Source organism: Shewanella sp. Actino-trap-3 (assembly GCF_002836275.1).
Classification (GTDB): domain Bacteria; phylum Pseudomonadota; class Gammaproteobacteria; order Enterobacterales; family Shewanellaceae; genus Shewanella; species Shewanella psychromarinicola.
This window is the reverse complement of record NZ_PJCE01000001.1, coordinates 1128224-1154353: the sequence shown is the minus strand read 5'-3', so window position 1 is coordinate 1154353 and position 26130 is coordinate 1128224. Positions and strand designations below refer to the sequence as shown.

General features: G+C 40.6%; 23 protein-coding genes and 3 tRNA genes. 11 read left to right on the top strand and 15 right to left on the bottom strand.

The genetic code is table 11. The annotated features are described in order from the left end of the window. Positions 1–113: 113 nt before the first annotated feature. Positions 114–581 carry a thioredoxin-dependent thiol peroxidase gene (gene bcp, locus CXF80_RS04920; protein WP_101031783.1) on the bottom strand — a complete coding sequence of 156 codons (468 nt, stop codon included), beginning with the start codon at positions 579–581 and terminating at the stop codon, positions 114–116. A 108-nt stretch (positions 582–689) separates the two neighbouring features. Then, complete coding sequence (locus CXF80_RS04915; protein ID WP_101031781.1) at positions 690–1226, bottom strand: glycine cleavage system protein R; 537 nt, start codon at positions 1224–1226, stop codon at positions 690–692. A 284-nt stretch (positions 1227–1510) separates the two neighbouring features. Between CXF80_RS04915 and dapA the strand changes: the two genes are divergently transcribed. The 4 genes from dapA (at position 1511) to CXF80_RS04895 (ending at position 8166) form a co-directional block, all read left to right on the top strand. Further along, positions 1511–2395: a 4-hydroxy-tetrahydrodipicolinate synthase gene (dapA, locus tag CXF80_RS04910; RefSeq protein WP_101031779.1), complete on the top strand. Its 885-nt coding sequence runs from the start codon at positions 1511–1513 to the stop codon at positions 2393–2395. Positions 2396–2399: 4 nt separating this feature from the next. Then, a complete protein-coding gene (gene bamC / locus CXF80_RS04905; protein WP_101031777.1) occupies positions 2400–3497 on the top strand; it encodes an outer membrane protein assembly factor BamC in 1098 nt (365 codons plus the stop codon). 494 nt (positions 3498–3991) lie between these two features. Continuing rightward, entirely contained in the window at positions 3992–5074 is a 1083-nt protein-coding gene (locus CXF80_RS04900; protein ID WP_101031775.1) for an efflux RND transporter periplasmic adaptor subunit, read from the top strand. Further along, entirely contained in the window at positions 5071–8166 is a 3096-nt protein-coding gene (locus CXF80_RS04895; protein WP_101031774.1) for an efflux RND transporter permease subunit, read from the top strand. Before CXF80_RS04900 ends, CXF80_RS04895 begins: the two co-directional genes overlap by 4 nt. 161 nt (positions 8167–8327) lie before the next feature. Here CXF80_RS04895 and CXF80_RS04890 read toward each other — a convergent pair whose 3' ends face one another. Further along, entirely contained in the window at positions 8328–8759 is a 432-nt protein-coding gene (locus CXF80_RS04890; RefSeq protein WP_101031772.1) for a PaaI family thioesterase, read from the bottom strand. Positions 8760–8852: 93 nt separating this feature from the next. Further along, positions 8853–11300, bottom strand: coding sequence for an acyl-CoA dehydrogenase FadE (gene fadE / locus CXF80_RS04885; RefSeq protein WP_101031769.1), 2448 nt, complete (start codon positions 11298–11300; stop codon positions 8853–8855). A gap of 250 nt (positions 11301–11550) precedes the next feature. Between fadE and CXF80_RS04880 the strand changes: the two genes are divergently transcribed. Continuing rightward, entirely contained in the window at positions 11551–12327 is a 777-nt protein-coding gene (locus CXF80_RS04880) for a class II glutamine amidotransferase (RefSeq protein ID WP_101031767.1), read from the top strand. Here CXF80_RS04880 and CXF80_RS04875 read toward each other — a convergent pair. From CXF80_RS04875 to trhA, 3 genes are all read right to left on the bottom strand, one after another. Then, positions 12313–13305: a DUF3108 domain-containing protein gene (locus CXF80_RS04875; RefSeq protein WP_232772045.1), complete on the bottom strand. Its 993-nt coding sequence runs from the start codon at positions 13303–13305 to the stop codon at positions 12313–12315. The two genes, CXF80_RS04880 and CXF80_RS04875, sit on opposite strands and share 15 nt — an antisense overlap. Before the next feature lie 43 nt (positions 13306–13348). Continuing rightward, entirely contained in the window at positions 13349–13693 is a 345-nt protein-coding gene (locus CXF80_RS04870) for an MGMT family protein (RefSeq protein ID WP_101031765.1), read from the bottom strand. A gap of 135 nt (positions 13694–13828) precedes the next feature. Further along, positions 13829–14512, bottom strand: coding sequence for a PAQR family membrane homeostasis protein TrhA (gene trhA, locus CXF80_RS04865; RefSeq protein ID WP_101031763.1), 684 nt, complete (start codon positions 14510–14512; stop codon positions 13829–13831). 441 nt (positions 14513–14953) lie between these two features. On the opposite strand from trhA, the gene CXF80_RS04860 reads away from it, so the two are divergent. After that, positions 14954–15598 (top strand): hypothetical protein, encoded by a 645-nt coding sequence (locus CXF80_RS04860; RefSeq protein ID WP_157822179.1) that lies wholly within the window; start codon positions 14954–14956, stop codon positions 15596–15598. 388 nt (positions 15599–15986) lie between these two features. Here the strand turns inward: CXF80_RS04860 and rrtA are convergent, their stop codons facing one another. Continuing rightward, positions 15987–16613 carry a rhombosortase gene (gene rrtA, locus CXF80_RS04855; protein ID WP_232772044.1) on the bottom strand — a complete coding sequence of 209 codons (627 nt, stop codon included), beginning with the start codon at positions 16611–16613 and terminating at the stop codon, positions 15987–15989. 196 nt (positions 16614–16809) lie between these two features. Further along, on the bottom strand, positions 16810–17517 hold the full coding sequence (gene queC / locus CXF80_RS04845; protein ID WP_101031757.1) for a 7-cyano-7-deazaguanine synthase QueC: 708 nt from the start codon (positions 17515–17517) through the stop codon (positions 16810–16812). A gap of 211 nt (positions 17518–17728) precedes the next feature. Here queC and queE point away from each other — a divergent pair, with 211 nt between their 5' ends. Next, positions 17729–18397: a 7-carboxy-7-deazaguanine synthase QueE gene (queE, locus tag CXF80_RS04840; protein WP_101031755.1), complete on the top strand. Its 669-nt coding sequence runs from the start codon at positions 17729–17731 to the stop codon at positions 18395–18397. A gap of 93 nt (positions 18398–18490) precedes the next feature. On the opposite strand, the gene CXF80_RS04835 is transcribed toward queE, so the two are convergent. The 4 genes from CXF80_RS04835 to CXF80_RS04820 form a co-directional block, all read right to left on the bottom strand. Next, positions 18491–19552: a PLP-dependent cysteine synthase family protein gene (locus tag CXF80_RS04835; RefSeq protein WP_101031753.1), complete on the bottom strand. Its 1062-nt coding sequence runs from the start codon at positions 19550–19552 to the stop codon at positions 18491–18493. Positions 19553–20053: 501 nt separating this feature from the next. Then, a tRNA-Tyr gene (locus CXF80_RS04830) sits at positions 20054–20138 on the bottom strand. Positions 20139–20168: 30 nt separating this feature from the next. Continuing rightward, positions 20169–20253, bottom strand: a tRNA-Tyr gene (locus CXF80_RS04825). Positions 20254–20320: 67 nt separating this feature from the next. Next, positions 20321–20405: transfer RNA gene (locus CXF80_RS04820), tRNA-Tyr, on the bottom strand. 125 nt (positions 20406–20530) lie between these two features. Here CXF80_RS04820 and CXF80_RS04815 point away from each other — a divergent pair. The 3 genes from CXF80_RS04815 to CXF80_RS04805 all read left to right on the top strand — a co-directional run bounded on the left by CXF80_RS04815 (position 20531) and on the right by CXF80_RS04805 (position 24032). Then, positions 20531–21028 carry a VC2046/SO_2500 family protein gene (locus tag CXF80_RS04815; RefSeq protein WP_101031751.1) on the top strand — a complete coding sequence of 166 codons (498 nt, stop codon included), beginning with the start codon at positions 20531–20533 and terminating at the stop codon, positions 21026–21028. Positions 21029–21168: 140 nt separating this feature from the next. Beyond that, the gene (locus CXF80_RS04810) at positions 21169–21456 is read left to right on the top strand and encodes a DUF406 family protein (RefSeq protein ID WP_101031749.1); all 288 of its coding nucleotides are present in this window, start codon (positions 21169–21171) and stop codon (positions 21454–21456) included. A gap of 341 nt (positions 21457–21797) precedes the next feature. Continuing rightward, on the top strand, positions 21798–24032 hold the full coding sequence (locus CXF80_RS04805) for a sensor domain-containing phosphodiesterase (RefSeq protein WP_101031747.1): 2235 nt from the start codon (positions 21798–21800) through the stop codon (positions 24030–24032). Between the two features lie 226 nt (positions 24033–24258). On the opposite strand, the gene CXF80_RS04800 is transcribed toward CXF80_RS04805, so the two are convergent. Together CXF80_RS04800 and CXF80_RS04795 are read right to left on the bottom strand one after the other, a co-directional pair. Continuing rightward, a complete protein-coding gene (locus CXF80_RS04800) occupies positions 24259–24750 on the bottom strand; it encodes a YchJ family protein (protein WP_101031745.1) in 492 nt (163 codons plus the stop codon). Positions 24751–24758: 8 nt separating this feature from the next. Further along, positions 24759–25343, bottom strand: coding sequence for a YybH family protein (locus tag CXF80_RS04795; RefSeq protein ID WP_232772043.1), 585 nt, complete (start codon positions 25341–25343; stop codon positions 24759–24761). A 153-nt stretch (positions 25344–25496) separates the two neighbouring features. Here CXF80_RS04795 and smrA point away from each other — a divergent pair, with 153 nt between their 5' ends. Then, on the top strand, positions 25497–26099 hold the full coding sequence (smrA, locus tag CXF80_RS04790; protein WP_101031743.1) for a DNA endonuclease SmrA: 603 nt from the start codon (positions 25497–25499) through the stop codon (positions 26097–26099). Positions 26100–26130: the final 31 nt, after the last annotated feature.

The following is a 26130-nucleotide window of genomic DNA, read 5'->3' as shown; positions in this document are numbered from 1 at the left end:
TGACATTTCGTCTTAATTAGCTTGATAATAATGTAAAAGGCTTAGCAGTTGCTAAGCCTTTTTGTTGTTCATGCAAGGGTCATGTAACTGTCATACGATGGGATTGAGCTGAATTAATCTGCCAGTGTCGCTAATACCACTTCATGATGATCTTTGGTTTTGAACTTGTTGAGTACATGGCTAACGTTACCATCAGTCCCCACGACAAAACTTAAACGGTGAATACCATCGTAAATTTTACCCATAAATTTTTTCTCGCCCCACACACCAAAACCGTCAGCAACGGCATGGTCTTCATCACTTAACAAAGCAAAATTGAGTTGTTGTTTGTCTGAAAACTTGGCCAGTTTAGCCACAGGATCAGGGCTAATGCCCAAGACTGTTACATTTAAGCCATCAAGTTGTGCTTTGATATCGCGCAGGCCTTGTGCTTGCACTGTGCATCCGGGAGTCGATGCCTTAGGGTAGAAGTACACCAACACAGGACCTTTCGTTAATACGTCCTTTAACGATATGGTTTCACCTGCTTGGTTATTAAGACTAAATTGTGGTGCGTTATCACCGACCTGTAATGTATTCATCAGTTGTCCTTAATATTTAAGATGCGATTTCTGCTCAAAAAGCCCTGAGAAGTTCACGTTAATCGCATCAATATGGATTGTATTACCGTGGTTAAACATTTTTAACTATTATGGCGCCGCAATACCTTGCATACGTTTAATGGTGCACTCTAATGACATAGATTCAGCCAGTTCATGAATACCTTGTTCAAGCTTCAATAGATTGACTTTATCGGGGATATTGATAGCGAGTAGAATCGACTGAGTTTTAAGATTGTTATTATCTTCAGCGTGGGAGCGGACTGCACCTAAATCGAGGCCTCTTTCAGCCAAGAAATGGGTAATGCTCTTCATGGTTCCGCGTAGATCTTCACCATTAAAAATAACTTCAATACGAGAGACAAAGTTTTTGGGCGTATGTTTGGATGTTCGCTTCATTACTGTCATGAGTTCAAGTTCAACACTCAACACGGGTAATAAGCTTTCGATTTTTGTCATCGCTGACCAAGATCCTGATATCATCATAATTAAGGTAAATTCATTACCAAATAATGCCATACGACTGTCGACTATATCGCAATCACAATCACTTGCTAAACGCGCTAAACGACTCACTAATCCAGGACGGTCTGCGCCCATTGCCGTAACGACCAGATAATTGGTCATGGATTTTCCTCACTTTTTGATATCTTAGAGCGAAAACTTATGCCAAAGCATGTAAGTTTTGGTGCGGGTGTTAATACTATCATTTTTCACTAAAACACCTCAATATACTAACCTATATCACTCACATAAATGTGATTATTTTTTAGCGCTATGGCTTCAAAGATGCTAGGTTACTGTGCAATAAATAGTATAAATAACTTATTTGAGATTCTGGTTACCGTAGAGCTTGTCATTAGTGGTTGGCATCAGTAACATAGCGAATCCTGAAACCGTGGGGAAGATAGATGATAAACGGAAGCATCGTAGCCTTAATCACACCAATGAATAGTGATGGCACAGTAGATTATGCAAGTCTTGAACGACTTGTTGAGTTTCATATTGAACAAGGTACTGATGCCATTGTCGCGGTCGGTACTACAGGCGAATCTGCAACTTTGCCTATGACAGAGCATGTGGCTGTTGTTACCCAAACGGTTAAGTTTGCATCAGGTCGTCTGCCTGTTATTGGTGGTAATGGCGCCAATGCCACTGCAGAAGCAATAGAATTAACCAAAGCAATGCAAAAATCAGGTGTTGTCGCCATGCTTGGCGTGACCCCTTATTACAATAAGCCTTCGCCAAAGGGGCTCATTGCCCATTATAAGGCGGTTGCTGCAAGTACTGACATTTCGCAAATTCTTTATAATGTACCAGGTCGTACCGCTGTTGATATGAAACCCGAAACCGTGGCGGAATTATCAACGGTGAGTAATATTATTGGTGTAAAAGAGGCTACTGGCGATTTAAGCCGAGTCTCACGTTTGCGCGAATTATGTGGTGATGAATTTTTACTTTACAGCGGTGATGATGCCACAGCACGCGAGTTTTTATTGCTGGGTGGTAATGGCGTTATTTCTGTAGCGAATAATATTGTTCCACATGCGTTTAAAGCCATGTGTGATGCCGCATTATCTAAAAATGCTCAATTAGCTGCCACCATTGATCAACCATTGATGGGCATATATCGCTCTTTATTTTGTGAAGCCAACCCAATCCCAGTGAAATGGGCTGTTCATAGAATGGGTTTGATAGCTGATGGTCATATTCGTTTACCTTTAACTGAACTTTCTGAGCAGTTTCATGGTCTGTTAATAGAAACAATGAAACAAGCTCATATCGAGGTAAAATAAATTCATGTTAAAGAAAGTCACTCCGTTACTCCTTGTTGCAGCTATTACAGCTTGCAGTACACCATTAGACCGCCGTCAGGCAAATGGTGATGATGATTTCGTCAATGCTGACACTACGCCATTATTGACGATCCCACAGGGCTTGAATACGCCTACTTACAGCAAAGAATATGATATTCCCGCTGTGGGCAATAAAGTAAACAAGCAACTTGTGGGTAAAAATCTTGATATTCGTGCACCATTGCAAGTATTACCAATGGCTGAAGGCACACACATCGAAGAAAGCAATGATAATATTCGAGTGGTGATTGAATCGATTGAAAGTACTACTGATTTAAATCAAGAAATATTTGATGTGATTAATGGTTATCTAGCCAAAAACAATATTGCTGTGCGTAGTGAAGATATGGCTGCAGGCTTTATTGAAACAGATTGGATTGAAAATGATGAAATCATTGAATCTAATTGGTGGAGCAGTGACAAAGTGTATCAACTTCGTCAACGCTATCGTTATCAAGTAGAGGTGAAATCTCACGGTCGTTCAGGCTCTGTCGCAATTGATTTAATTGAACATCAAGAATTTTACGATGATAAAGATCAAAAGATTTTATTAAATGGTGAAGACAAGCGTCGTTATACCACTGATATGCTAAATAATGCCATTGCTTATATGAGTATTAAACGTGATCAAGCTATCCGTGCTGCACGGATTGAGCAAAGTCTTGGTATTAAAGTTGATTTAGTGACGAATGCCAGCGAATCTGCTTATTGGTTAGCTGATGCAAGTTACAAATCGGTTTGGGATCGCTTACGGTTAGTGTTACCGGAAATGGGTTTTGATGTTGTTGATATGGATAACAGCAAAGGCTTGTTTTACATTAATTTAGAAGAAAGCGGCGGTTTCTGGAGCTCTTTATGGAGTGAAGAAAAGTTGTCATTGAAAAAAGGCAATTATCGTCTACTGCTTAAAGAAACCGAAGATGTTAATCAAACTAAAATATTGCTGCGTGATGTAGAAGACAAACCATTACCTGATGAGTCTATTACAGAAGTGTACAACATTATCTCAGACTTAATGCAAGAAGACCGTAAAATTCGTTAAGCGTTACGGTTAACGACTTTATTCTAAAAGAGACGCTTCGAGCGTCTCTTTTGCTTTGCCGGCTATACAGTTTTAATATTCATTTTATTCAATGGGTCGTTAGTCTGCACATATTAATGTCTTCAGTTCAATCCATATAGACACGATAACGCGAGCTCCTTTTTTAAATAATCCCCCAGAAAAGCTTAACTCTCGCAGAATGAACCGAGACTTAAAGTGATGCTATAAACCATTTGTCACAGCATGTGTCGACAATAAGACCTCTATATTGTTTTAATATTCACATAGTGCATAAAAAGCAAAAAATATGCATTATTATTGCTTTAAAAGCACAATATGGTGCATATAATTTCGATGTGAACCTTTTGCTTGATATGTTCGTAGTTTGTAAATGAAAGTAAAACAACTTGATGTAGTTTTATTGCTAAGTACAATCATACAAGTTAAAAATCATATATATAATTCATTTAACCTTCGATGGTTACGGACCTGAAATGAAAAAGATAATTGTACTGATCGCCATAGTGTTGGCTGCGCTGTCGGCTTACTATTTAATGTTTCCTCAAGAGGCCGTCATTCAACGTCCGAGACCTATACCTAATGTGGTTGTAGCTAACGTGGCGATTATGCCTATTCGTGATGAAGTAGAAGCTTTAGGTACAGGAAAAGCGTATGAATCGATCATAGTGACATCAAAAATCACTGAAATTGTAACCAATATTAATTTTAAAGATGGTGATTTGGTCGAAAAAGGTACGCTATTAGTGCAATTGAGAAATGACGAACATAAAGCCAAAGTGGCCGTCACTGAAATCAAATTAATTGAAAATCTACGTGAATTGGATCGTATCCGTTCATTGGTCACCAGCAAAACCATCGCAGAATTAGAACGAGACCGGTTACAAAGTTTAATCGATACCACTCGTGCGGAAGTCGAGCAAGCAAAAGCGGCACTCAATGATCGCACTATTAAAGCGCCATTTGCAGGTAAATTAGGCTTACGCCAAGTGAGTGTCGGCAGTTTGGTTACCCCTGGTGAGCAAATCAGTACGTTAGATGATGTGAGTAAAATCAAATTAGACTTTTCAGTGCCAGAACGTTTTATCCAAGAATTACAACCAGGTAAATTAGTGGAAGCCAGAGCCGTTGCTTATCCAGACCAGATATTCAAAGGCGTTGTGACCTCGATTGACAGCAGGGTTAACCCTGAAACCCGAGCGGTAGTCGTGCGTGCGGTAATGCCTAATGATGATTATAAGTTACTGCCCGGCATGCTAATGAAAGTCCGTCTTATTAAGCAAAGTCGTGAAGCATTATTGTTACCAGAAGCCGCTATTATTCCTATTCAAAACAAACATTATGTGTATGTGGTTAATGCTGAAAATAAAGTTGAACAGCAACAAGTTACCTTAGGCACCCGGACGCGAGGTTGGGTTGAAATAACCAAAGGGCTTAAGGTTGATCAGCAAGTGATTATTCGCGGTATTTTAAAAGTTAGACCTGGAGATAAGGTTCAAGTTCAACAAGCTGAAAACTTCAATTTTGCTCTTATTGAAGCAATGGAGAAGTCGGCATGATCTTAACTGACTTATCGGTTAAAAGACCGGTTTTTGCATCTGTTATTAGTATCTTACTGATTGTTCTAGGTTTAGTATCATTCGGTAAATTACCTTTGCGGGAGTACCCAAATATTGATCCGCCGATTGTGTCGGTCGAAACCAGTTATCGTGGCGCCAGTGCTTCTGTCGTCGAGAGTCGAATTACCCAACTTATCGAAGACAAGATCAGTGGTGTAGAAGGGATACGTCATATTAGTTCTTCCAGTAGTGATGGCCGTTCAAATGTCACTATTGAGTTTGATATTAATCGAGATATTGAGGCTGCGACCAATGATGTGCGCGACCGCATCTCTGGTTTATTAGAGCAGCTTCCAGAAGAAGCCGATGCGCCATCCATTTACAAAGCCAACGGCAGCGACGAAGTGATTATGTGGCTGAATTTAGTGTCCGATCAAATGGATATCTTGCAGCTTACGGATTATGCCAATCGTTATTTAGTCGATCGTTTTGCCGTAATTGATGGGGTGTCGACATTACGTTTAGGTGGCGGCAAGGTGTATGCCTTGCGAATTTGGATTGACCGTCAAGCGTTAGCTTCGCGCAATCTAACCGTCTCTGATGTTGAAGATGCGTTACGCTCTGAAAATGTTGAATTGCCAGCCGGGTCAATCGAATCGAAAGATCGTCACTTTACGGTGCGCCTAGACAGGGTATTTAAAACGGCGAATGACTTTTCTAACTTAGTGATCAAGCAAGGTGAGGACGGTTATTTAATTAAATTAAGTGATGTCGCCAAAGTAGAAATTGGTTCCGAGGAAGAGCGAATTATCTTTCGTGGCAACAAAGAGGCGATGATTGGCTTAGGCGTCAGTAAACAATCTACGGCTAATACCCTGGACGTCGCGCGCGCGGCGAATATCTTGGTAGACAAGCTTAACCCAACATTGCCAGCCGGCATGAAGATTAAACGATCATATGACAGCTCAGTGTTTATTGAAGCCTCTATTGCTGAGGTTTATAAAACACTGTTTATTGCCATGGTGTTAGTTATTATCGTTATTTACTTGTTTTTAGGTTCCGTGCGAGCGATGTTAATTCCAGCCATCACTGTGCCCGTATCTTTAATGGGGACCTTTATAGTGCTATATGCACTAGGGTATACCATCAACTTACTGACATTGTTGGCGATGATCCTCGCCATTGGCATGGTGGTCGATGATGCCATTGTGATGCTCGAAAATATTCATCGACGTATTGAAGAAGGCGATTCACCGTTAAAAGCAGCCTTCTTAGGCGCGCGTGAAGTGGCATTTGCCGTGGTGGCAACAACCTTGGTACTTGTTGCTGTGTTTATGCCGATCACCTTCTTAGAGGGTGATTTAGGCAAGCTGTTTAAAGAGTTTGCGGTCACCATGAGCGCGGCAGTGATTTTTTCCAGTATTGTGGCGTTAACGTTAAGCCCGATGATGTGCTCAAAATTATTAAAACCCGCAAACCAAGACCCGTGGTTAGTTAAACAAGTCGATAAGATGATGAGTAAGCTATCAAGTTGGTATTTGATAAGTTTACAAGCGGGCATGAAAAAACCGATTTTAGTGTCATTAATTGTACTGTTCTCGTTTGCATTAAGTGGGTTTTTATTGAATAAAATCCCCCAAGAATTTGCCCCACAAGAAGACCGGGGTTCTATGTTTTTAATTGTTAATGGTCCTCAAGGCGCAAGCTTTGAATACATTGAAAAATACATGGATGAAGTCGAAGGTCGGTTAATGCCACTGGTTGAAAGCGGCGAAATTAAGCGCTTATTGATCCGTGCCCCTCGTGGTTTTGGAACCTCTGCTGATTTTTCAAATGGTATGGCGATCATTGTGCTCGAAGATTGGGCTGAGCGCCGCAGTGCTAATGAAATTATTGTCGATATCCGTAATCGCTTATCAGATTTAGCCGGCATTCGTGCTTTCCCGATTATGCGCCAAGCGTTTGGTCGCGGTGTGGGTAAACCTGTGCAGTTTGTTATCGGTGGTCCAAGCTACGAAGAACTGGCGGAGTGGCGTGATATTATGCTTGATAAAGCCAAAGAGAATCATAAAATCATTGGTTTAGATCACGATTATCAAGAAACCAAACCACAGTTGAGAGTGGTAATTGATCGGGAACGTGCGGCAGATTTAGGTGTGTCGATTTCCCATATTGGCAGAACATTAGAGTCAATGCTGGGGTCGCGCTTGGTCACAACCTTTATGCGCGATGGCGAGGAGTATGATGTTATTGTTGAAGGTAATCGTGATAATCAAAGTACTGCGACTGATATGGAGAACATTTATGTTCGTTCTGACCGCTCGCAAGAACTGATCCCGTTATCAAACTTAGTCTCGGTTGAAGAGTTTGCCGATGCGAGTTCGTTAAATCGCTACAATCGTATGCGTGCCATCACGTTAGAAGCCAACTTAGCAGATGATTATACTCTGGGTGAATCGTTAGATTATCTCAATGAACTTGCTGTGACGTATTTACCTGCAGAAGCGGTGATCAGTTATAAAGGTCCATCGTTAGATTACCAAGAGTCGGGTAACTCGATGAACTTTGTATTCTTACTAGCATTGGGGATTGTTTTTTTAGTGCTTGCGGCACAGTTTGAAAGCTATATTCATCCTTTGGTGATTATGTTAACTGTACCACTCGCGACGTTAGGTGCGCTAATTGGGTTATGGTTTACAGACCAAAGTATCAATATTTACAGTCAAATCGGAATTATCATGCTGGTTGGCTTGGCTGCTAAAAACGGTATCTTAATCGTTGAATTTGCCAATCAATTACGCGACCGAGGTGTTGAGTTTCAACAAGCGATTTTACAAGCTTCGACTCAACGTTTACGGCCCATTTTAATGACCGGTATTACCACTGCTGCAGGCGCCATTCCATTAGTGTTGTCCAGTGGAGCAGGGGCTGAAACTCGATTTGTAATAGGGGTAGTGGTGTTGTCAGGTATTTTACTGGCGACTTTCTTTACCTTGATTGTTATTCCTGTTGCTTATAGCTTATTTGCCCGCAATAGCAGCTCACCGCAAGCGGTGGCGAAGCAGTTAGAAATAGAATTACAAGACGACTAACTTTACTTTTTTGAGTGATGTCAAAAGCCAGTTATGCAAATGACTGGCTTTTTAGCTTTTCGGCGGCAGTTTAATCGACAATTTTATTGTGGTTGCGATCTCTTTATAGGTGACTTTATGGTGACCGGGTCATTCTTATATAGAAATAGAAATAGAAATAGCTATGCGCCACGTAAAATTAAGCAGCTTGCTGTTGCCGTGGCCAATAGTTTGCCGTCTTCAGTGGTTAATGTTGCTTCAGCAATGCCCAATGATGTAGACAAGTTCATCACGCTACCTTTGGCTAATAAACGTTGTTTTTGCGGTACTGGGCGGACCATCTTAATGTTTAAATCTATGGTTGAATAGCCGACACCAGCAGGCAAGGCTGAATGAACTGCACATGCCGTTGCCGAGTCTAATACCGTGGCGGCAAAACCACCATGAACGCCACCCATAGGGTTTAAGTGACGCTCATCAGCGAAGGCCTCGAAGGTAACCGATCCTTGGCTCACTTCAATGGCCGTCATTGGCATAGTTTTGGTGATGGAGGGAGCTGGGATATCGCCATTGAGCATGGCTTGCATTAATTGTAATCCGGTAAAGTGCTTCATGTTAATCCTTTGTCTATCTGAACAATCTGTAGCAATAAAAAAGGGTAAAGCTTGCGCTTTACCCTTTTTACTTTAGGTTTATAACCTAGGCAGCTAGGCTGCTTTTTCTCGCTTAGCTTTAGGCGCTAGTTGCGCGCGGAGCTCATCGGTATCGAAGTCATCAACGTTAATTGATTTCAAACGACCAATTTCAGCTCGTTCAAGTAAAGCGATTTCGCTGTCGCTTAACACACCAAGCGCTTTACCTTCTGCAGCAACTTTGTCTAACCACATAAATGGTAGACGTTTACCGGCAGCTTTACAGACTTTGTCATACAGTGGTTCTGCAGCTAGGATATCCTTAAACGTTTGTTCTTGGATACCAACAGGATTGAACTCAGATGGCGTCCAGAACTGGCCTTTACCTAAACGGTCACGGCTAGCACAGGGGGTTTGCATAATCTTAGCTACTTTGTGATCTAATACATCACTTGGACGCTTAATTGGACGACCGAATGGGAAGATCACCGCACGAAGCGCAATGCCTAAGCCCATTGGGAAGTTGTTAAGCAAGTCATCTAACGAATCTTGTAACTTGTATAACGAATCTTCAACAGCCCATTGCACTAACGGTAAATCTTCAGTTAAACGGCCATCGTCTTGATAACGTTTTAATGTGGCAGAGGTTAGGTACAGCTGACTTAACAAGTCACCTAAACGAGCAGAAATACGCTCTTTACGTTTTAGGTTGCCACCAAGGGTTGCCATCGCTAAATCAGATAATAATGCTAAGTTAGCACTGAAACGGTTCATCTGTTGATAATAACGTTTAGTTTTATCTGAGTAAGGGCTATTGGAGAAACGAGATGAGGTTAAGCCCATCCAGAAGCTACGAATGAAGTTAGATGTTGCAAAACCAATATGACCAAATATCGCGGCGTCAAAGTTAGCTAAACCACGGTTTGCATCAGTATCAAATGCAGACTCCATTTCGGCCAATACATATGGGTGGCAGCGTATTGCGCCTTGACCATAAATGATCATTGAACGAGTCAGTATATTTGCACCTTCTACGGTAATTGCAATCGGTGCTGCTTGATAGCCACGGCCTAAATAGTTATTAGGGCCAAGACAAACACCTTTACCACCATGAATGTCCATTGCATCAATAACACACTTTTGCATTCTGTCGGTTAAGTGGTACTTAACGATGGCAGAAATCACCGAAGGTTTTTCACCTAAATCGATAGCAGTAGTCGTTAATGTGGCAACAGCATCCATTAAGTATGCGTTACCACCAATACGCGCCATTGGCTCTTCAATACCTTCTAACTTACCGATAGGTAATTTAAATTGGCGGCGAATACGAGCGTAAGCTCCAGTCGCTACCGCGGCGGTTTTTACTCCACCGGCTGAGTTTGAGGGTAGGGTAATACCACGACCCACTGACAAACATTCAACCAACATTCTCCACCCTTGGCCTGCCATATCTGGACCACCAATAATGAAGCTTAATGGCACAAACACTTCGTTTCCGCGTGTTGGACCATTTTGGAACATACAGTTCAATGGGAAGTGACGACGGCCGGTTTCAACACCAGGAACATCCGTAGGGATAAGCGCACAAGTAATGCCTAATTCTTCTTTGTCACCTAAAAGGTGATCAGGGTCGCGTAGTTTAAATGCAAGACCTAATACGGTCGCGACAGGTGCTAACGTAATATAACGTTTGTTCCACGTTAGTTTCATGCCAAGAACTTCTTCGCCTTGGAATTCACCTTTACATACAACGCCGAAATCTGGGATTGAACCAGCATCACTGCCAGCTTCTGGGCTCGTTAATGCAAAACATGGCACTTCTAAGCCTTTCGCTAAACGTGGTAAGTAATGATCTTGCTGATCTTTAGTACCGTAATGTTGCAATAGCTCGCCAGGGCCTAGTGAATTGGGTACGCCTACTGTAGAGGCTAGTTCGCTACTCACGCCGGCCAACTTTTGTAACACACATGATTGAGCATAAGCTGAATATTCAAGACCACCGAACTTTTTCTTGATGATCATCGCGAAGAAGCCATGATCTTTTAAGAATTGCCAGATCTCCGGTGGTAAATCCCCAAGCACATGAGACACTTCATGTTGATTAAGCATTTTACAGACTTCTTCAACCGGGCCATCTAGGAATGCTTGTTCATCGGCAGTTAACCGTGCTTTTGGGTAGTTGTGTAATTTGCTCCAGTTAGGGTTACCGGCAAACAAATCTGCTTCCCACCACGTAGTACCAGCTTCAATGGCTTCTTTTTCTGTTGAAGACATCTCTGGCATAATACCGCGATACACTTTTATCAGTGGGCGACTGATAAAATTCTGCCTAAATGATTTGATATTGAGTGGCAGTGCAATAACAATGAAAATAATCCATGCAATTACACCAGTAATGTCTAAAGTGCTACCGACAACGAGCACAATGGCTGCTGCAACTGTGGTTGATAGTAGGGATACCCTTAGGTATGCCATAGCGCCGAGCACAAAGATCATCGCGATGATCCAAAGTAGGGTGGTCAATGTACTTCTCCTTAAAACTATTCAAAATAGGTAATGAATAGCCCGTCAATTGTTGATCTTATTCACAGATTCGATCGTGGTCAGACCTGTGTCACGTAAAAGTTAACCTTATGCAGACTCGATTACAAGTGTTTTTCAAACAATTGTTTAAATATTTGTGTGACAGAAATATTCCACTCAATAAGCTTAGTATATACAATACGTTTATAAGAAGTGTTTAGCTCAATATGGCAATAAAAAGGCAAGGTTAATGTGTGAATTACTGGCGATGAGTGCCAATGTACCAACGGATATTGTATTTAGTTTTACAGGCTTAGCTGAGCGCGGTGGGGTAACGGGTCCTCATGTTGATGGCTGGGGGATTACCTTCTATGAAGGCAAAGGACACCGCACCTTTAAAGATGCTTGTCCTAGCAGTAAGTCACATATTGCAGAGCTCATTAAGTCATATCCAATTAAAAGTGAAATAGTGATCAGTCATATTCGCCAGGCAAATCGAGGCTGTGTGTCCTTGGTCAATACTCACCCTTTTAGTCGTGAGCTTTGGGGCCGTTATTGGACCTATGTGCATAATGGTCAATTAACTGATTATCAGACTAAATTTATCGTGTCACGGTTTCAACCTGTTGGAGAAACTGACAGTGAACTGGCTTTCTGCTGGATATTGGAATCTGTGGTCAATAAATTTGGTGAGTATGAACCTGACAATATGAATGAGGTGTTTGAGTATATTGGCCAACTTGCCAATGAAATAAGACAACTAGGTGTATTTAATATGTTGCTCAGTAACGGCATAGACTTAATGACTTACTGTACCAATAATTTATGCCACATCACTCGCCGAGCTCCATTTGGAAAGGCAACCTTGATCGATACCGATGTGGTCATCGATTTTAGTCAAGAAACCACCCCCAATGACGTGGTGACAGTAATTGCCACCCGACCGTTAACCAATAATGAAAATTGGGTTATTTTACAGCCAGGTGAGTGGACGTTATTCCGTAAAGGTGAGTTAATCCGTCGCTAATTGCTTAATGTTGTCTAATTCTGACTCACTGATGCCTGCGTCATTTTCAGCATCTGCCACTAGTTTATCAAGCGCTGCTGAACCTTCATGCTCAGGACCATCAATGAGCACGGGGGTCATTGGTGGCAATGCTTGTTCAAATTGATAGCTTGCTAGCTGAATATCCAGTTGCTTGCTGCCTTTTGAAAAATGACTTAATCGCACCGGTAGATAAGCTAAATCTGGTGCCATCCAGAAAAATGTCTGTCTTTTGGTACTATCGCGAACAACTTCAACCTTAACCGTATCGTAAGTGCCGCTTTCTATGATGACTTTTTCTTTGCCTAATACTCTAAATTGATAGTCATCGACTTCTTTTTCTTTAACCATTTTATAATCTAACGGTCTTATATTTGCAGCGAGATCCATTCTAAATTGTAATTGGACCATTAAAGGATCAAATACTTTTTCTTCGTATGGCAGTTTTAATGCTTCCTGCTTATAGATGGTATGAATAAATTGTTGGGCTTTGGCAAATGCAGTCTGTTCTGTGTAATCACTGCCTGTACCTGTCCGTTCATGTATGTATCTAAATGGCACCAATTTACCATCTTCTAGGGTGAACTCGCTTTTAAGGTGACGTTGATCGGACAGTATGAATAAACTGACATCGCTATCAAAATGATAACTGTAAAAACCGCTATCGGTTGCAGGTAAGCGATAATTTGCTACACCTAATTCAATGCTGCCATAAAATACGTTGTATTTAGCGGTGTGGGCCGTCAAGGGTGATAAAATAGCCGCTTTTTGGATACCACTTAATGCCGCAGTTGGATTAACTTGTTCACCTTGTTTTCCGATAACAGCGGTTTGTGACAGACCTAATGGCTCCGTCATCTCAGCATCTGAAGTCAGCGGTTGGTTGTCAGAGGCGTGTGCGAAAATCACAGGACTAATACACAAGATCAACGTGAATAAGCGAGTTAATTTATTTGCCAATGTATAATTACCTTAAAGTATAAAAACAGTTAACACTCTGATATTAAAAGGGTAATGTCATTACCAATGTGGCAATATCAGGTTTCCATTGATATTGAGACAATGAAACCTTGCCTGCGTTCACTTCTATACCTTCTAATCTTAATAATTCTTGTTGGGTTCGAAAAGGTTCAGTATTGTTAGCGAATGATATTTTTCCTTGGCTGTTAATGACACGATGCCATGGTAATGCTAATGATTGTGGTGCTAATTTTAGGGCTCGTGATACGTAACGCGCCCGTCCTGGTAATCCCGCTAAATCGGCGGCTATGCCATAAGGTAATACATTGCCTTTGGGGATGAGGTTAACAATAAACCAGATACGCTCCATCGAAGAAAGGGTTGCCATTACATTCCAAACAAAGATGCTTTAGACGCAATAATGATTAAATATTGAATATTAGGCAAGGATAATAAAAATAGCATCAAGTGTACAATCGCAATATAGGTGATAGCGAGGATATAATAACTGTATTATCAACGTTTAAAGTACCGTTAAGTAGATACATAAAAAGTGTGACACCGCGCCGCCGAGCACAAACAAGTGCCATATAGCATGATTAAATGGAATACGTTTTCCAACATAAAATATCACTCCCAGACTATAAAATAAGCCCCCCGCGAATAATAAGCCTAAACCTACATCACTCATGTGTTGGTTTAAATCGCCGATTACGGTGACACATAACCAACCCATCACTAAATATAACACCACACTAAACGCTTTAAATCGCCCGATAAATAAGGTTTTAAAAATAATACCGCCAAGTGCCAACGCCCAAATGGCGATAAGTACCCTTGTTGCTTGTGGGCTTTGAAGGCTTATCAACATCATTGGGGTATAAGTGCCAGCGATGAGGGTATAAATGGCACAATGATCTGCCATCTTAAAACGGCGACGCCAAAGTGTTGTTTTACTTGAATGGTACAATGTTGAGGCCAAAAACAGCGCAATAATACTAATGCCATAGATAAACACACCGGCTAATTGTATGAATGATAAGTGTGCAGGGGCTTTGGTTAACATTAGGATTAAGCCGACTATTCCCGCTAAGATACCTAAGCCATGGGAAAGGCTGTTTGCTGTTTCTTCTTTGTGACAATAGTCAGAAGCAGTATGAGTTAAGTTATCTTGATGAGCTGACGATGTGGCTATGGATGAATTCATGATTGTCCGTTGTGTTGTTGAATGGAAATGAATCGAAATCAAGTCTAACAGTGTCCAACTACAATAGCATTAAATTGGTGAACACGCGTAAGCTGAATATGATCCTTGGGTCTACATCCGTTTGAACTGCTATAGCTGTAGTACAAAAAATAGCAAGATAGTTTTTTCATACAAGCTAATAATCTCGACGCTGCCACTGTAAAGGTTAGACATATGACGCAAACATTAAGGCTGTTCGTTGTGCTAAAACCCTATCGCAGGATACCATGCAACAACCTTTTATGATGTACAGCTAACAGTGCATTGAGTTAAGTGAAGTGTCCATTGGTCGTTATGTTTAACTTAATTAATCTTACTGTGTGTCGCTTATGCGGTGATTAACGCTATACTATGGCAATGAAACCTGTATTACTTTATTGATAATTATTTTATAAGCATCCTATGGCCAATCCTACGCGAAATGTCCACGCTAACACTGATGAGTCCTCTGTGTGGGGTAATGAAACCGCTCAAGTTAATGAGAGTGCTAAGATTGACTTTAATGAAGATATGACACCTTTTATTGATCCTCAACAACAGGATGTCGATGACAGTCAACTTCATGCTCATCAACAACGGGTTGCGAATAAGATTAAACTGCAATTAATGGGGGCAACTCAGTCTGAACATGATTTGGGAGTGCCTGGAATGACTGAGATAGATGCAGAAACAGATACAGCCCCAATAGGCTCTGTTGTTAATAAGCTTATTACCCGAATAATGACATCAACAAATGCAATGATTATTGTTGTTATGGTACACGTGTTACTGATTATTTTTGCGAGCATTTATTGGAAAGTCGATGTCGGTGATTTACTCGATATTCCGCTAACCGATGCCGCAAGTCGCAATCAAGCTAAGCCTTTACCCCCACTTAAAAGTTACCTCATCACCCAAGCCGAGTATGACAAATTGGTTGAGCGAGCTAATCTCAAACCGAATGCCACCAATAATACGGCAATAGATGTACCTGTTACTGAGGTTATCAATAATGATGTGGTACAAGCGCCTGAAAAGGCAATACCTAGCACTGATCAGCGCAAGTAACCGTCACTGAGTTAGTCTTTCCGAGTTGGCACCCGTCACCAATAATCTAGATAAGCTTGATTGTCTGCAAAAAGGTTAATGCCTCAAAGCGTTGGTTGGATCAAATTGGTTCTAGACCGCTTCGATACAGTAGTCTATTGATATTCTTGCTGCGCACTGAGTTGTGATCGATACTGACTTGTGATCGATACTTGGTCGAGAGTGTTACCGGTAGCTAAAGCATCAGTGGCATGGCTTATGTGATAAAAGTGCAATAGCGCAGCAAAGTTTAAACGGTGTTAAATGAGCCTTTGCTTGTTTGTTCAACGGCAATGAATAGTCACTTCAATCAACGAAAATTGATTGAAGTGTAATTAAGCTGAATATGCTCAATAAGGCGAAGCGGAGATTATACTTTTTTATACTTAAAACGGTGAACGACACTAGACCAGCATAATGCACAGATCATCCCACTGATTAAGCCGACAAAATGGGATTCAGTGGCAACTCGCGCATTAATCAATTGAGTAATGCTGTCGCTCGCACCAAATAATTGCTCATATCCCACTTTGATGATGACACCGAGCAACAGTAAATAACCTGAACGATAACCTCTGCGGATATCCATTACCGCGCCAAATACAAATAAGCCATGTAATAAGCCACTTAGCCCCACATAGGCTTTCAAGCTAGGATAAAAAATATATAAGCCTATGCCCTCTAACAGGCATAAACTGAAAAAAAGCAGCAATAATTTACCGGCGTGCTGCTTATAATGAACTTCATGGAGGAAGATAATGACCCAGAAACCGGCTAAATTCATTAGCAAGTGCCATAAATTAGTATGCAGCAGGTTACCGGTGATTAATCGCCAAACTTGTCCATGAGCAATTGCGTCATACTGATAACTGAAATACTGATCAGTAGGCCAAAATGAAGGCGAAGGTAAATCTGCCGCAAACAGCCCAATACAAATGAGGCTGATCACCACAACAACATGATATAGGCCTACAGTGTTTGATTTATGTTTTAACAAAATATCCTCTATGTTCACCGTCAAATTACAGTCAAGCCAATTTATTTGAAGACACTAAGTTAACTGTAGCGCAAAAAGGTTATTTTGAGTTAACCCTATGTCGTTTTGGTATCGTAATGAAAAATAATGCAATAACAACAGAGGGATATTTAACTAATAAACTACGCTTGTTAGTTAAAGAGTGTAAACGATATGGTCATATTTTATTGTTTAACGATGTCATGACTGATTGACTATTTTGCAGGTAATCATCTAAGCCTCGTTGACGCAGTAAACATGCAGGACAATCTCCACAGCCCTCACCAATAATACCGTTATAACAAGTTAACGTTTGTTGTTGCACTAAGGCTAATTGATGATATTTATCTGCCAAAGCCCATGTTTCAGCTTTATTGAGCCACATTAGTGGGGTGACGATTTTCATGGGTTTGTCCATACCTAAAGCTAAAGACGATTGCATCGATTGAATAAACTCGTTACGACAATCTGGATATCCGGAAAAATCCGTTTCACATACACCGGTAATGATAACCTCACAACCAAGTTGATAAGCATAAATACCCGCTAAGGTTAAAAATAGTATATTACGCCCAGGTACAAAGGTATTTGGCAAACCATTATTCATCAAATCATGTGATACGGGAATGGCGTCACGCGTTAACGCCGAAATGGCCAACTCGTTTAACAAGGTAGCATCCATCACTTTATGGCTCGCTAATTTCAACTCTATTGCCAATGATTTTGCCACTTCTATTTCTTGACGATGACGTTGACCATAATCAAACGTGATCCCATGTACTTCATCATATTGTGATAAAGCTTGGATAACACAAGTAGTTGAATCTTGACCGCCACTGAAAACAACAAGGGCTTTAGTTGGTGGGTTTTGCTTTGCATCTGGCATGGATATACTCATTAACGTACTGAACTGACGGGTAAGATCGGTGTGATCAACGCTTAGTGGTTCAAGTAAATAGAATTGATATTTTACCTAAGGCAGACCCAACTGGAAAGCCATAGGTGTAAATACTTGCAGCTAATGGCAAAATACTCTATAAATGCCGCCCCGTTGTAAGTCAGGTAGCCGATACTTGTCGCTAAAAGTAAGGTAAACGATGAAATATCCCATTAACGAAGTATTTGAAACAATACAAGGTGAGGGCTCATATACTGGTGTTGCTGCACTGTTTGTGCGCTTACAGGGCTGTCCTGTGGGTTGTGCATGGTGTGATACTAAGCAAACTTGGGATGTATTACCTGAAAATAAAGTTACTGCGGATCAAGTTATTCAAGTTGATGGCACCCTCGGTCGATGGGCTGATCATACTGGGCAAACATTATTGCAAGCGTTCACAGAGAAAGGATTTACGGCTAAGCACATAGTGTTAACCGGTGGTGAGCCGTGCTTGTATGATTTAACAGAGTTAACTACTGACTTTATAGAGGCTGGTTATAAGATCCAGATTGAAACCAGTGGTACTTTTGAAGTGAAATGCCATGCTAAGGTTTGGGTAACTGTATCACCTAAAATCAATATGAAAGGTGGATACAAGGTGCTCGAACAAGCATTAAACCGCGCAAATGAAATTAAACATCCGATCGCCACAGAACATCATATTGAAGAATTAGATGAGTTATTGCGAAATATTGATGTCAGCGATAAAACCATTTGTTTGCAACCGATCAGCCAAAAAGCCCGCGCGACAGAACTTGCAATGAAAGTATGTATTAGTCGTAATTGGCGATTATCTATCCAAACACACAAATATTTGAATATCGACTAGCAGGTATTTATTTCAGGCACAATTGTGTCAACACAGTTGTGCCATAAAAAAGCCGTTGAACACAGGTTCAACGGCTTTTTTATATTCGGATAGTTAACTCAGTAAACCTGTGTCATTAAACGCGGTCAGTTTTTCTCGATAGTGCTCAAAACAACCAATGTTGTCCTCAATCCATTGTGGATTGTAATAGGTATCTAGATAACGCTCTCCGGCATCACAAATCAAGGTCACAATCGAGCCAGTTTGACCGGCACTTCGCATCTGCGATGCCAGCAACAATGCGCCGTATAAGTTTGTGCCGGTTGACGCCCCGGTTTTACGCCCGATGAGTTGTTCTAACCACTGAATCGTTGCGATTGAGGCGGCATCAGGGATTTTAATCATGCTATCAATCACACCAGCAATAAAAGACGGTTCAACGCGAGGTCGGCCAATGCCTTCAATTTTACTGCTTTTATCACTAACCAGAGTGGCATCACCACTGTGAAAGTAATCATAAAATACTGAATTTTCTGGGTCAACGACGCACAGTTGTGTTTGTTGTTGTTGATAACGAATGTAGCGGCCAATGGTGGCACTTGTACCTCCAGTACCAGGGCTCATGACAATCCAACTTGGAATTGGATGAGGTTCTCTCTCCATCTGATTAAAAATCGAGTCAGCAATATTGTTATTACCCCGCCAATCTGTTGCGCGTTCAGCATAAGTGAATTGGTCCATATAATGACCCTTTAACTCAGTGGCTAACCTTTCTGATTCTGCATACATTTGACTGCCATTATCGACAAAATGGCATTGAGCACCATAGAATTCAATTTGTTGGATTTTTTTCTTGGCGGTAGTAGTTGGCATCACTGCGATAAAAGGTAATCCGAGTAATCTTGCAAAATAGGCTTCCGAAACGGCGGTGCTGCCAGAGGAGGATTCAATAATCGGGGTATCTTTTTTTATCCAGCCATTACAGAGCGCATACAGAAATAGTGATCGAGCTAAGCGATGTTTTAAGCTACCAGTGGGGTGAGTACTCTCATCTTTTAAATAAATGTCTATTCCATCAAGTTGTGGAAGATCTAATTTTATAAGATGCGTATCTGCAGAACGTTGATAATCGGCTTCTATTTTTGCGATGGCCTGATTGACCCAAGTAGATGACATGCAATTGCACCCGTTATTCCAAAAAGGAATAAATAATAACTAAAATACAAACTTAAGAGTAGTGTTTATCGACACAAGGAAACAATTATTATTGAATAACGGCGATGAAGGGCAATATTGTTGAGATCAGCTAATCACACAACAATTAGAACAACAATTAGTGCACAAGTAACCCAGTAGTTAGTACAAGTACTACCACAATAAATAACACAATAGTTATCACAACAGATTGTTAGTACAACAGATAATTAGTAAAAAAAATAGTTAGTACAATGGATTGTTAGTACAACAGATAGTTAGCACAACGGATAGTGAGTACAACGGATAGTGAGTACAACGGATAGTGAGTACAACAATAGTGGCGTAAATAGGCTATAACTTGGATGACATAAATTGGTCTAGATGAGGTCGACAAAGCGCAGATAGGGAAATATTTTAACGGGGTAAATAACCGATAGGACACAGTAATAAAACAGCGTTGAATTAAAGCAAGATGTAAAATGGTGGAGGGAGAAGGATTCGAACCTTCGAAGGCTGAGCCGTCAGATTTACAGTCTGATCCCTTTGGCCACTCGGGAACCCCTCCACAGCAAGATAGATACGAATAAAAGAAAGATGGTGGAGGGAGAAGGATTCGAACCTTCGAAGGCTGAGCCGTCAGATTTACAGTCTGATCCCTTTGGCCACTCGGGAACCCCTCCACATTTTTTCTTTTTTTCTTACTCTCTTTTTACATTTTAACTCTTTACAGCTTTACCACATCGCAAATGGTGGAGGGAGAAGGATTCGAACCTTCGAAGGCTGAGCCGTCAGATTTACAGTCTGATCCCTTTGGCCACTCGGGAACCCCTCCTCAATTGCGGCCGCCATAGTAGTCAGAAACCTTTTATATGTAAAGTGTAAAATTGAATATATTGCTAAAGTTTATGACTGTTTGGTCGATAAATTAGCATCGAGCAGTAGTAGTGATGTTTTTATATGCAAATTGAATCAACATTAGTCAATGAATTACAAATAGGGAACCGATTAAACGTCGCGATTGAACATAATCGTCGCGGTGAATTTGGTTTGCTATTGGCTATGTTGTCGGTTGATGCCGTTGATATGGCTCAATTTCAATTGGATAATGATATAGAGAGCACGCAAAAGCTACGAAGACAGTTTGCGGTACCGCCAGCGCAATTACTGGTTGATGATATATCAGTCCACCCGGACACTATCGATAACGCTATTGTGTTTCAGCAGCAAGGGGCAAGGCAGTTCCAACTTCAACAAGCATTAACGCCCGAAGCGCTTGTGATTAGAGGCTCTCAACCAGATGCGATGGTTGAAGTCTTAAGTAACTGTGATTACCTAACTAAAAATAAAGCCATTAATGCTTACCAACAACATACTCCAATAGAAGAGATGCATTTTCTGGATCAGCTCAATACACAACGTAAGATTTCAAATACCTTATCATTACAGTTGGCTTAACTGCTTAGGGGTAATACGGTGCTGTTACTCTTAATAGTATAGAGTGAATATTTTTGGTAATTGTGAGCATGGCAAATAAAATTCAGCCAAAACTGGGTTATATTTGTGGTTCGACGTTAAACAAACTGATGGGGTGAGTAATGATTGAGAAAATTAAACAGCAACAAGGTAATGTCAATGACACCTGTGCGGAATGTGGTAGTTATGTTGATATTGGTGCCGTCGTTGAAGCAGAAGATACTTTATTGATGCTTAGTTTTGTCGGTGACGATGCATTGTTACAAGCACAAGCTATGCAGCAAATAGCACAACAACGTTTTACTGATACAAAAGCTGAAATTGTTGATGAGGATAACACTATTGCTTTGAAGCTTGATTTCGCTTATAGCGTGGAGAAGATGATTTTTCAACTTGAAAATCAACTTTAGATTTATGGCACTTTGTAATGAAAATAAAAACGTGTTACGTGTTTGTTGTTAAACACTTTTTATGGGAGTGAGCATCGTGTGTCAACAATCCTAATTAAGCGTAACAATATATTACCAAAGGATTGCTGTTTTAGAGTATCGGGTGTAATCTGCTTTACTTAATCAAAGGTATAGTAGCTTATGCTAATTTAATATTCTAAATGTCTTTAACACGAGTTTCGCTCCCGGTGCATTGCTGTTATATGTTGACTCACGCTGTGAATATCAGAAAATAATAATAAGTGTATTGAGTTAATAATGTTAAAAATTTAGGGTGATGAAGCCATTTTTTCGGAATGTAAATGAATCGAAAAGAGCAACAGCACTTATTGGAATTAATTGTAAATTCCAGTGCTAAACAACAAGGTGATTTCAAAAAAACCGCAGAGTTGGTATGCCAACAGCTGCGAGAATATTTCGCTGCGTCATTTGTATCTGTTTGGTCATTGAGAAATAAAACCGATAATAACGGCTTTGCTGACGATGACGATTTTATCTGTGAGCATACCTTAGTCGCTAGCAAGGTTAACGACAAACTGAGTCATTTATCTCATTTGAGACAAATGAGCATTGACCCTCAATATTTTAACGAATTACGTTCCCATCGATATATTTTATCCACCGACAGCACGCATATAAATTTAGTTCAAACATTTTCTGAGTACTACCAACACCACAACATCGCCACCAGCATTGATATTGCCATCCGAATAAATGGCCATATAGAGGGCATTTTGTCGGTGGAAAGCTGTGAAGCGGCCCGTTGGATAGAATCTGATATTCAGTTTGCTATTCAATGTGCTGATCAATTGGCATTAACATTATCTACGCGCTATACCTATGATCGCAATGAACAAATTTGTATGTTGCGAAATGCTACCGAGCAATCAGAGCATGTTGTCATGCTGGTGAATACCGATAGTCGTATTATTGAGTATGTTAACAGTGCCCATGAAAAAATGACCGGGTTACCCCGTTCTTCGGTTGAACATCATAGTGCTTCAAACCTTGATGTGTTTAGGCATACGCCACAACTGCTTGACCAGATTATCAATAAATTACGTAATAGTGAGATCGTTAAAGGTGACCTTAAATTGGCGCGAATTGACGGTAGTGAATATTGGATAAATTATCATATTACGCCGTTTGTAACGGAACAGGGTAAGCATTATGCGCTTGTGGCTAGTTATGATAATTCAGCAGAATATTTACACAAAGCCGAATTAGAGCGTTTTGCATGGCATTGTTCATTAACAGGACTACACAATCGTAGCCATTTTACCCCCATTCTGGATAGCGCTACTGAAGGTACATTAATTCTTATTGATTTATTAGGCTTCAAGCGTTTTAACGATACTCATGGCCATGAACAAGGTGATGCCTTATTAATTGAGACGGCAAGACGTTTACAATATTTTGCTGAGACTTCCAACGCTATTGATGTCGCCAGAATAGGTAGCGATGAATTTGCTGTATTATTGCCGCCGATGTTACCGGAGACGGATGTCGAACAAATGATCAGCCAGCTTTACATGAATCTGGCCGCTTCATCAGTCATTTATCGAGAAAAAGTAGAACCTAGACCCGCCATTGCCGTAGTCGATATCAAGTCAGTAGTCGGCTTGTTCAACCCGTTATCTTGTGCTGATATTACGTTACAAGTTGCTAAGAAAAACAATGATATTCATTATCAATTCTTTAATGAAGCGCTACTTGAAGCTTTTAACACTAAAGCAGAGATAGAGCGTGATTTACACCATGCTATTCGCGGTCGAGAGTTTGAGTTGTATTATCAACCCTTAATGGATCTGAAAAATAATCAGTATATTGGTGCAGAAGCATTAATTCGCTGGCATCACCCTAAAAAAGGGGTGCTTTATCCAGGTGCGTTTATCGAAATAGCAGAACAATCCGGGATGATTAATCAAATTGGTGAATGGGTATTAGAAGCGGCCTGTAAGCAATTGAATTTATGGCAGCATAAAGATGTCAACATTGCGATGCATGTGAATGTTGCCGCGCGACAATTTTTTAGCGGTAACTTGTATGAACAAGTTTGGCGTTTCGTTACGCGCTATCGTATTAAACCGAAGACTTTGATCCTTGAAATAACGGAAACGGAACTCATGGGAGATATTCGCTATGCAATTAAGTTATGTCATGAATTGGCCGAATTAGGTGTCGGTTTAGCGATTGATGATTTTGGTACAGGTTACAGTTCGATGAAATACCTTAAGCAATTCCCCATTTCGAAATTAAAAATAGATCGCTCATTTATTATGGATATCTGTTCTAGCCACGAAAGCCGTGAGATTGTCAGTGCGATTATCGCGATGGCCAAAGCACTGAATATTTCGTTAACCGCTGAAGGGGTTGAAACCAAAGAACAGGAAGCGTTTTTAACATTGAACGCTTGCGATCATGCTCAAGGGTTTTTGTATAGCCCAGCTATACGTGTTAATGATTTTGCCTTGTTTATTAATGCCCATGAGATGAAACGACACCAACAGGCATTAAGTGAGCAACATGTTGGCTGAGTCGTCGTATTTCATCTTTATGGAGCATAAGATTTTTACGGGTAATGATTGAAATTATCTTTAAGCAGTATTCTACAAAATGCTAAATACCGTTTTCACAGTGTCTTTTACTCAATTTTTATTCATCAATAGCAGATTGATTCACTATTGCTCTGCAACGAGCTACTCGACTACATCAGCAATTAGGCTTATTTTGATCGGATGGGTAGCGTATTACTCACCGTTGCTAACCCATGCGCTTAGCACAGCATTGTTTGAATTTTTTGCCGCTATGACAGATGCAAGGGTCATTTCTGCCTGGTAACTGAGTTTGCATTTGGTGTCCGTGAGTATAAAACCAATGGCCATCTTGTTTGATAAATGACGAACACTCATAAATAGCATCGATGTGTTTGTTTTCAATAAACCAAGCTTTAAAGGTTACTTCGCCATATTCAGATTGTTGTGTCGATGACATTACCTCTAACCCCAACCACAGGGTTTTACCTTGCGCAAGCTGTTGTTCAGTCAAACCGTGTAAATATTGCGGATGATGAGTCGCAATCAAATAGCGAAAATGACGCAACACAAAGGCACAATAACGAGACCGCATTAAACGCTCTGGTATCTCTGCCACAGCACGACCTAAATGATATGGCTCACAGCATTGCTCATAGGGACGTGAACTGCCACAGGGGCAGTGTGTCGATTTAGCGTCTAATAAATCATTATTATTCATCAAGTTTATTATTTTGCGGCGGCAGCAATAAATTGCCGACCATAATATAGATTCGGTACCGGTTTCGCATCATAGTAAAAATGGGGCGCGGCGTGAGTGTTAGAGTCGACGCTAATTTTCCATTGTTGCTTGTTGTCTTTGGTAAAAACAGTCACAAACTTACCGGCAAACTCACTGATCGGTTCACCAGACTCTTTCCCTGGGTGAAACCGCACTAAATAATAACCAATGTAGGTTGCGCTATTGGGTTCGCTATAACGTACAAGTACACGAAAGTCGACTTCAAGTTTAGCGTGTTTAGTTTTAATCTTATTAAAAAATCGGCTATACAGATCTAAAATGTTTTCTTTACCGCTAATGATGCCTCGGTCTTGTGTTTCAGAAATATACACAGCATCGTCAGTGTATATTTGTTCAATGGCGGTTAAATCTAATTGTTCAAAAGCTTGAGTCAATTTTGTAAAATTAGCATTCAACGTCTGATGAGGGATCGGCTCTGCGGCATAAACGTTCAATGTGGTTCCGCCCAAACCCACTGCTAGCAGAAGTAGAGATAACCATGGCGTATTCAATAAGGTCAATATTCTTTTCAAGGATTAGTTCTCTTTTTAGCTAACGGTGTTTTTCAAGGCAGTTGTCGCCTAAATTGTAAATCAATAATTGAAGCGATAACGTAACCGTAATTATAATATATTCATCAACTTTGCTAAAGCGTAGAATCTTTACAAAGTATGTAGGAGGTCCATATGTCGTTAAGTGATGACCCATTATTCTTACAAGAAATGGCCGATGTGACTCCTATTAAACATGAACATCAAACACAGACTGCCCAAACATGGCCTAATCCATTAAGAGTAACAGATGCTCAACTGGCAAAGCGAGCGGCAGCAGAGCAACATGAGTTGTTACCATTATTGCCCACCGATCCTTATTTATTCAAACCGCTTAAGCCCGACGATGTGGTGAGCTATAAAATGGATGGCATTCAAGACGAAGTGTTTACACAACTTCGACTTGGTAAATATCGATTCAATACGGTGTTGGATTTACATCAATATCGGCTTTTACAGGCCCGTGAAAGTTTACTTAATTACGTATTAAGTGCATATGAAAACGGAGAACGTAACATACTGGTTATTCATGGTAAGGGTTATAAAAGCAAACCTTATGCAGCATTAATGAAATCTGCAGTATGCCATTGGTTACGATTTATCGAGCCAGTTACCGCGTATCATTCTGCCACAAAAGAATGTGGCGGGGTCGGTGCGCTATTTGTGATACTAAAAAAATCACAGCAAAAAAGAATTGAAAATAGCGAGTTGAATAGGAAAGGTCGTGGTTTTAGATAGGTTTATATTAAATATAGGGTATTTATATAAA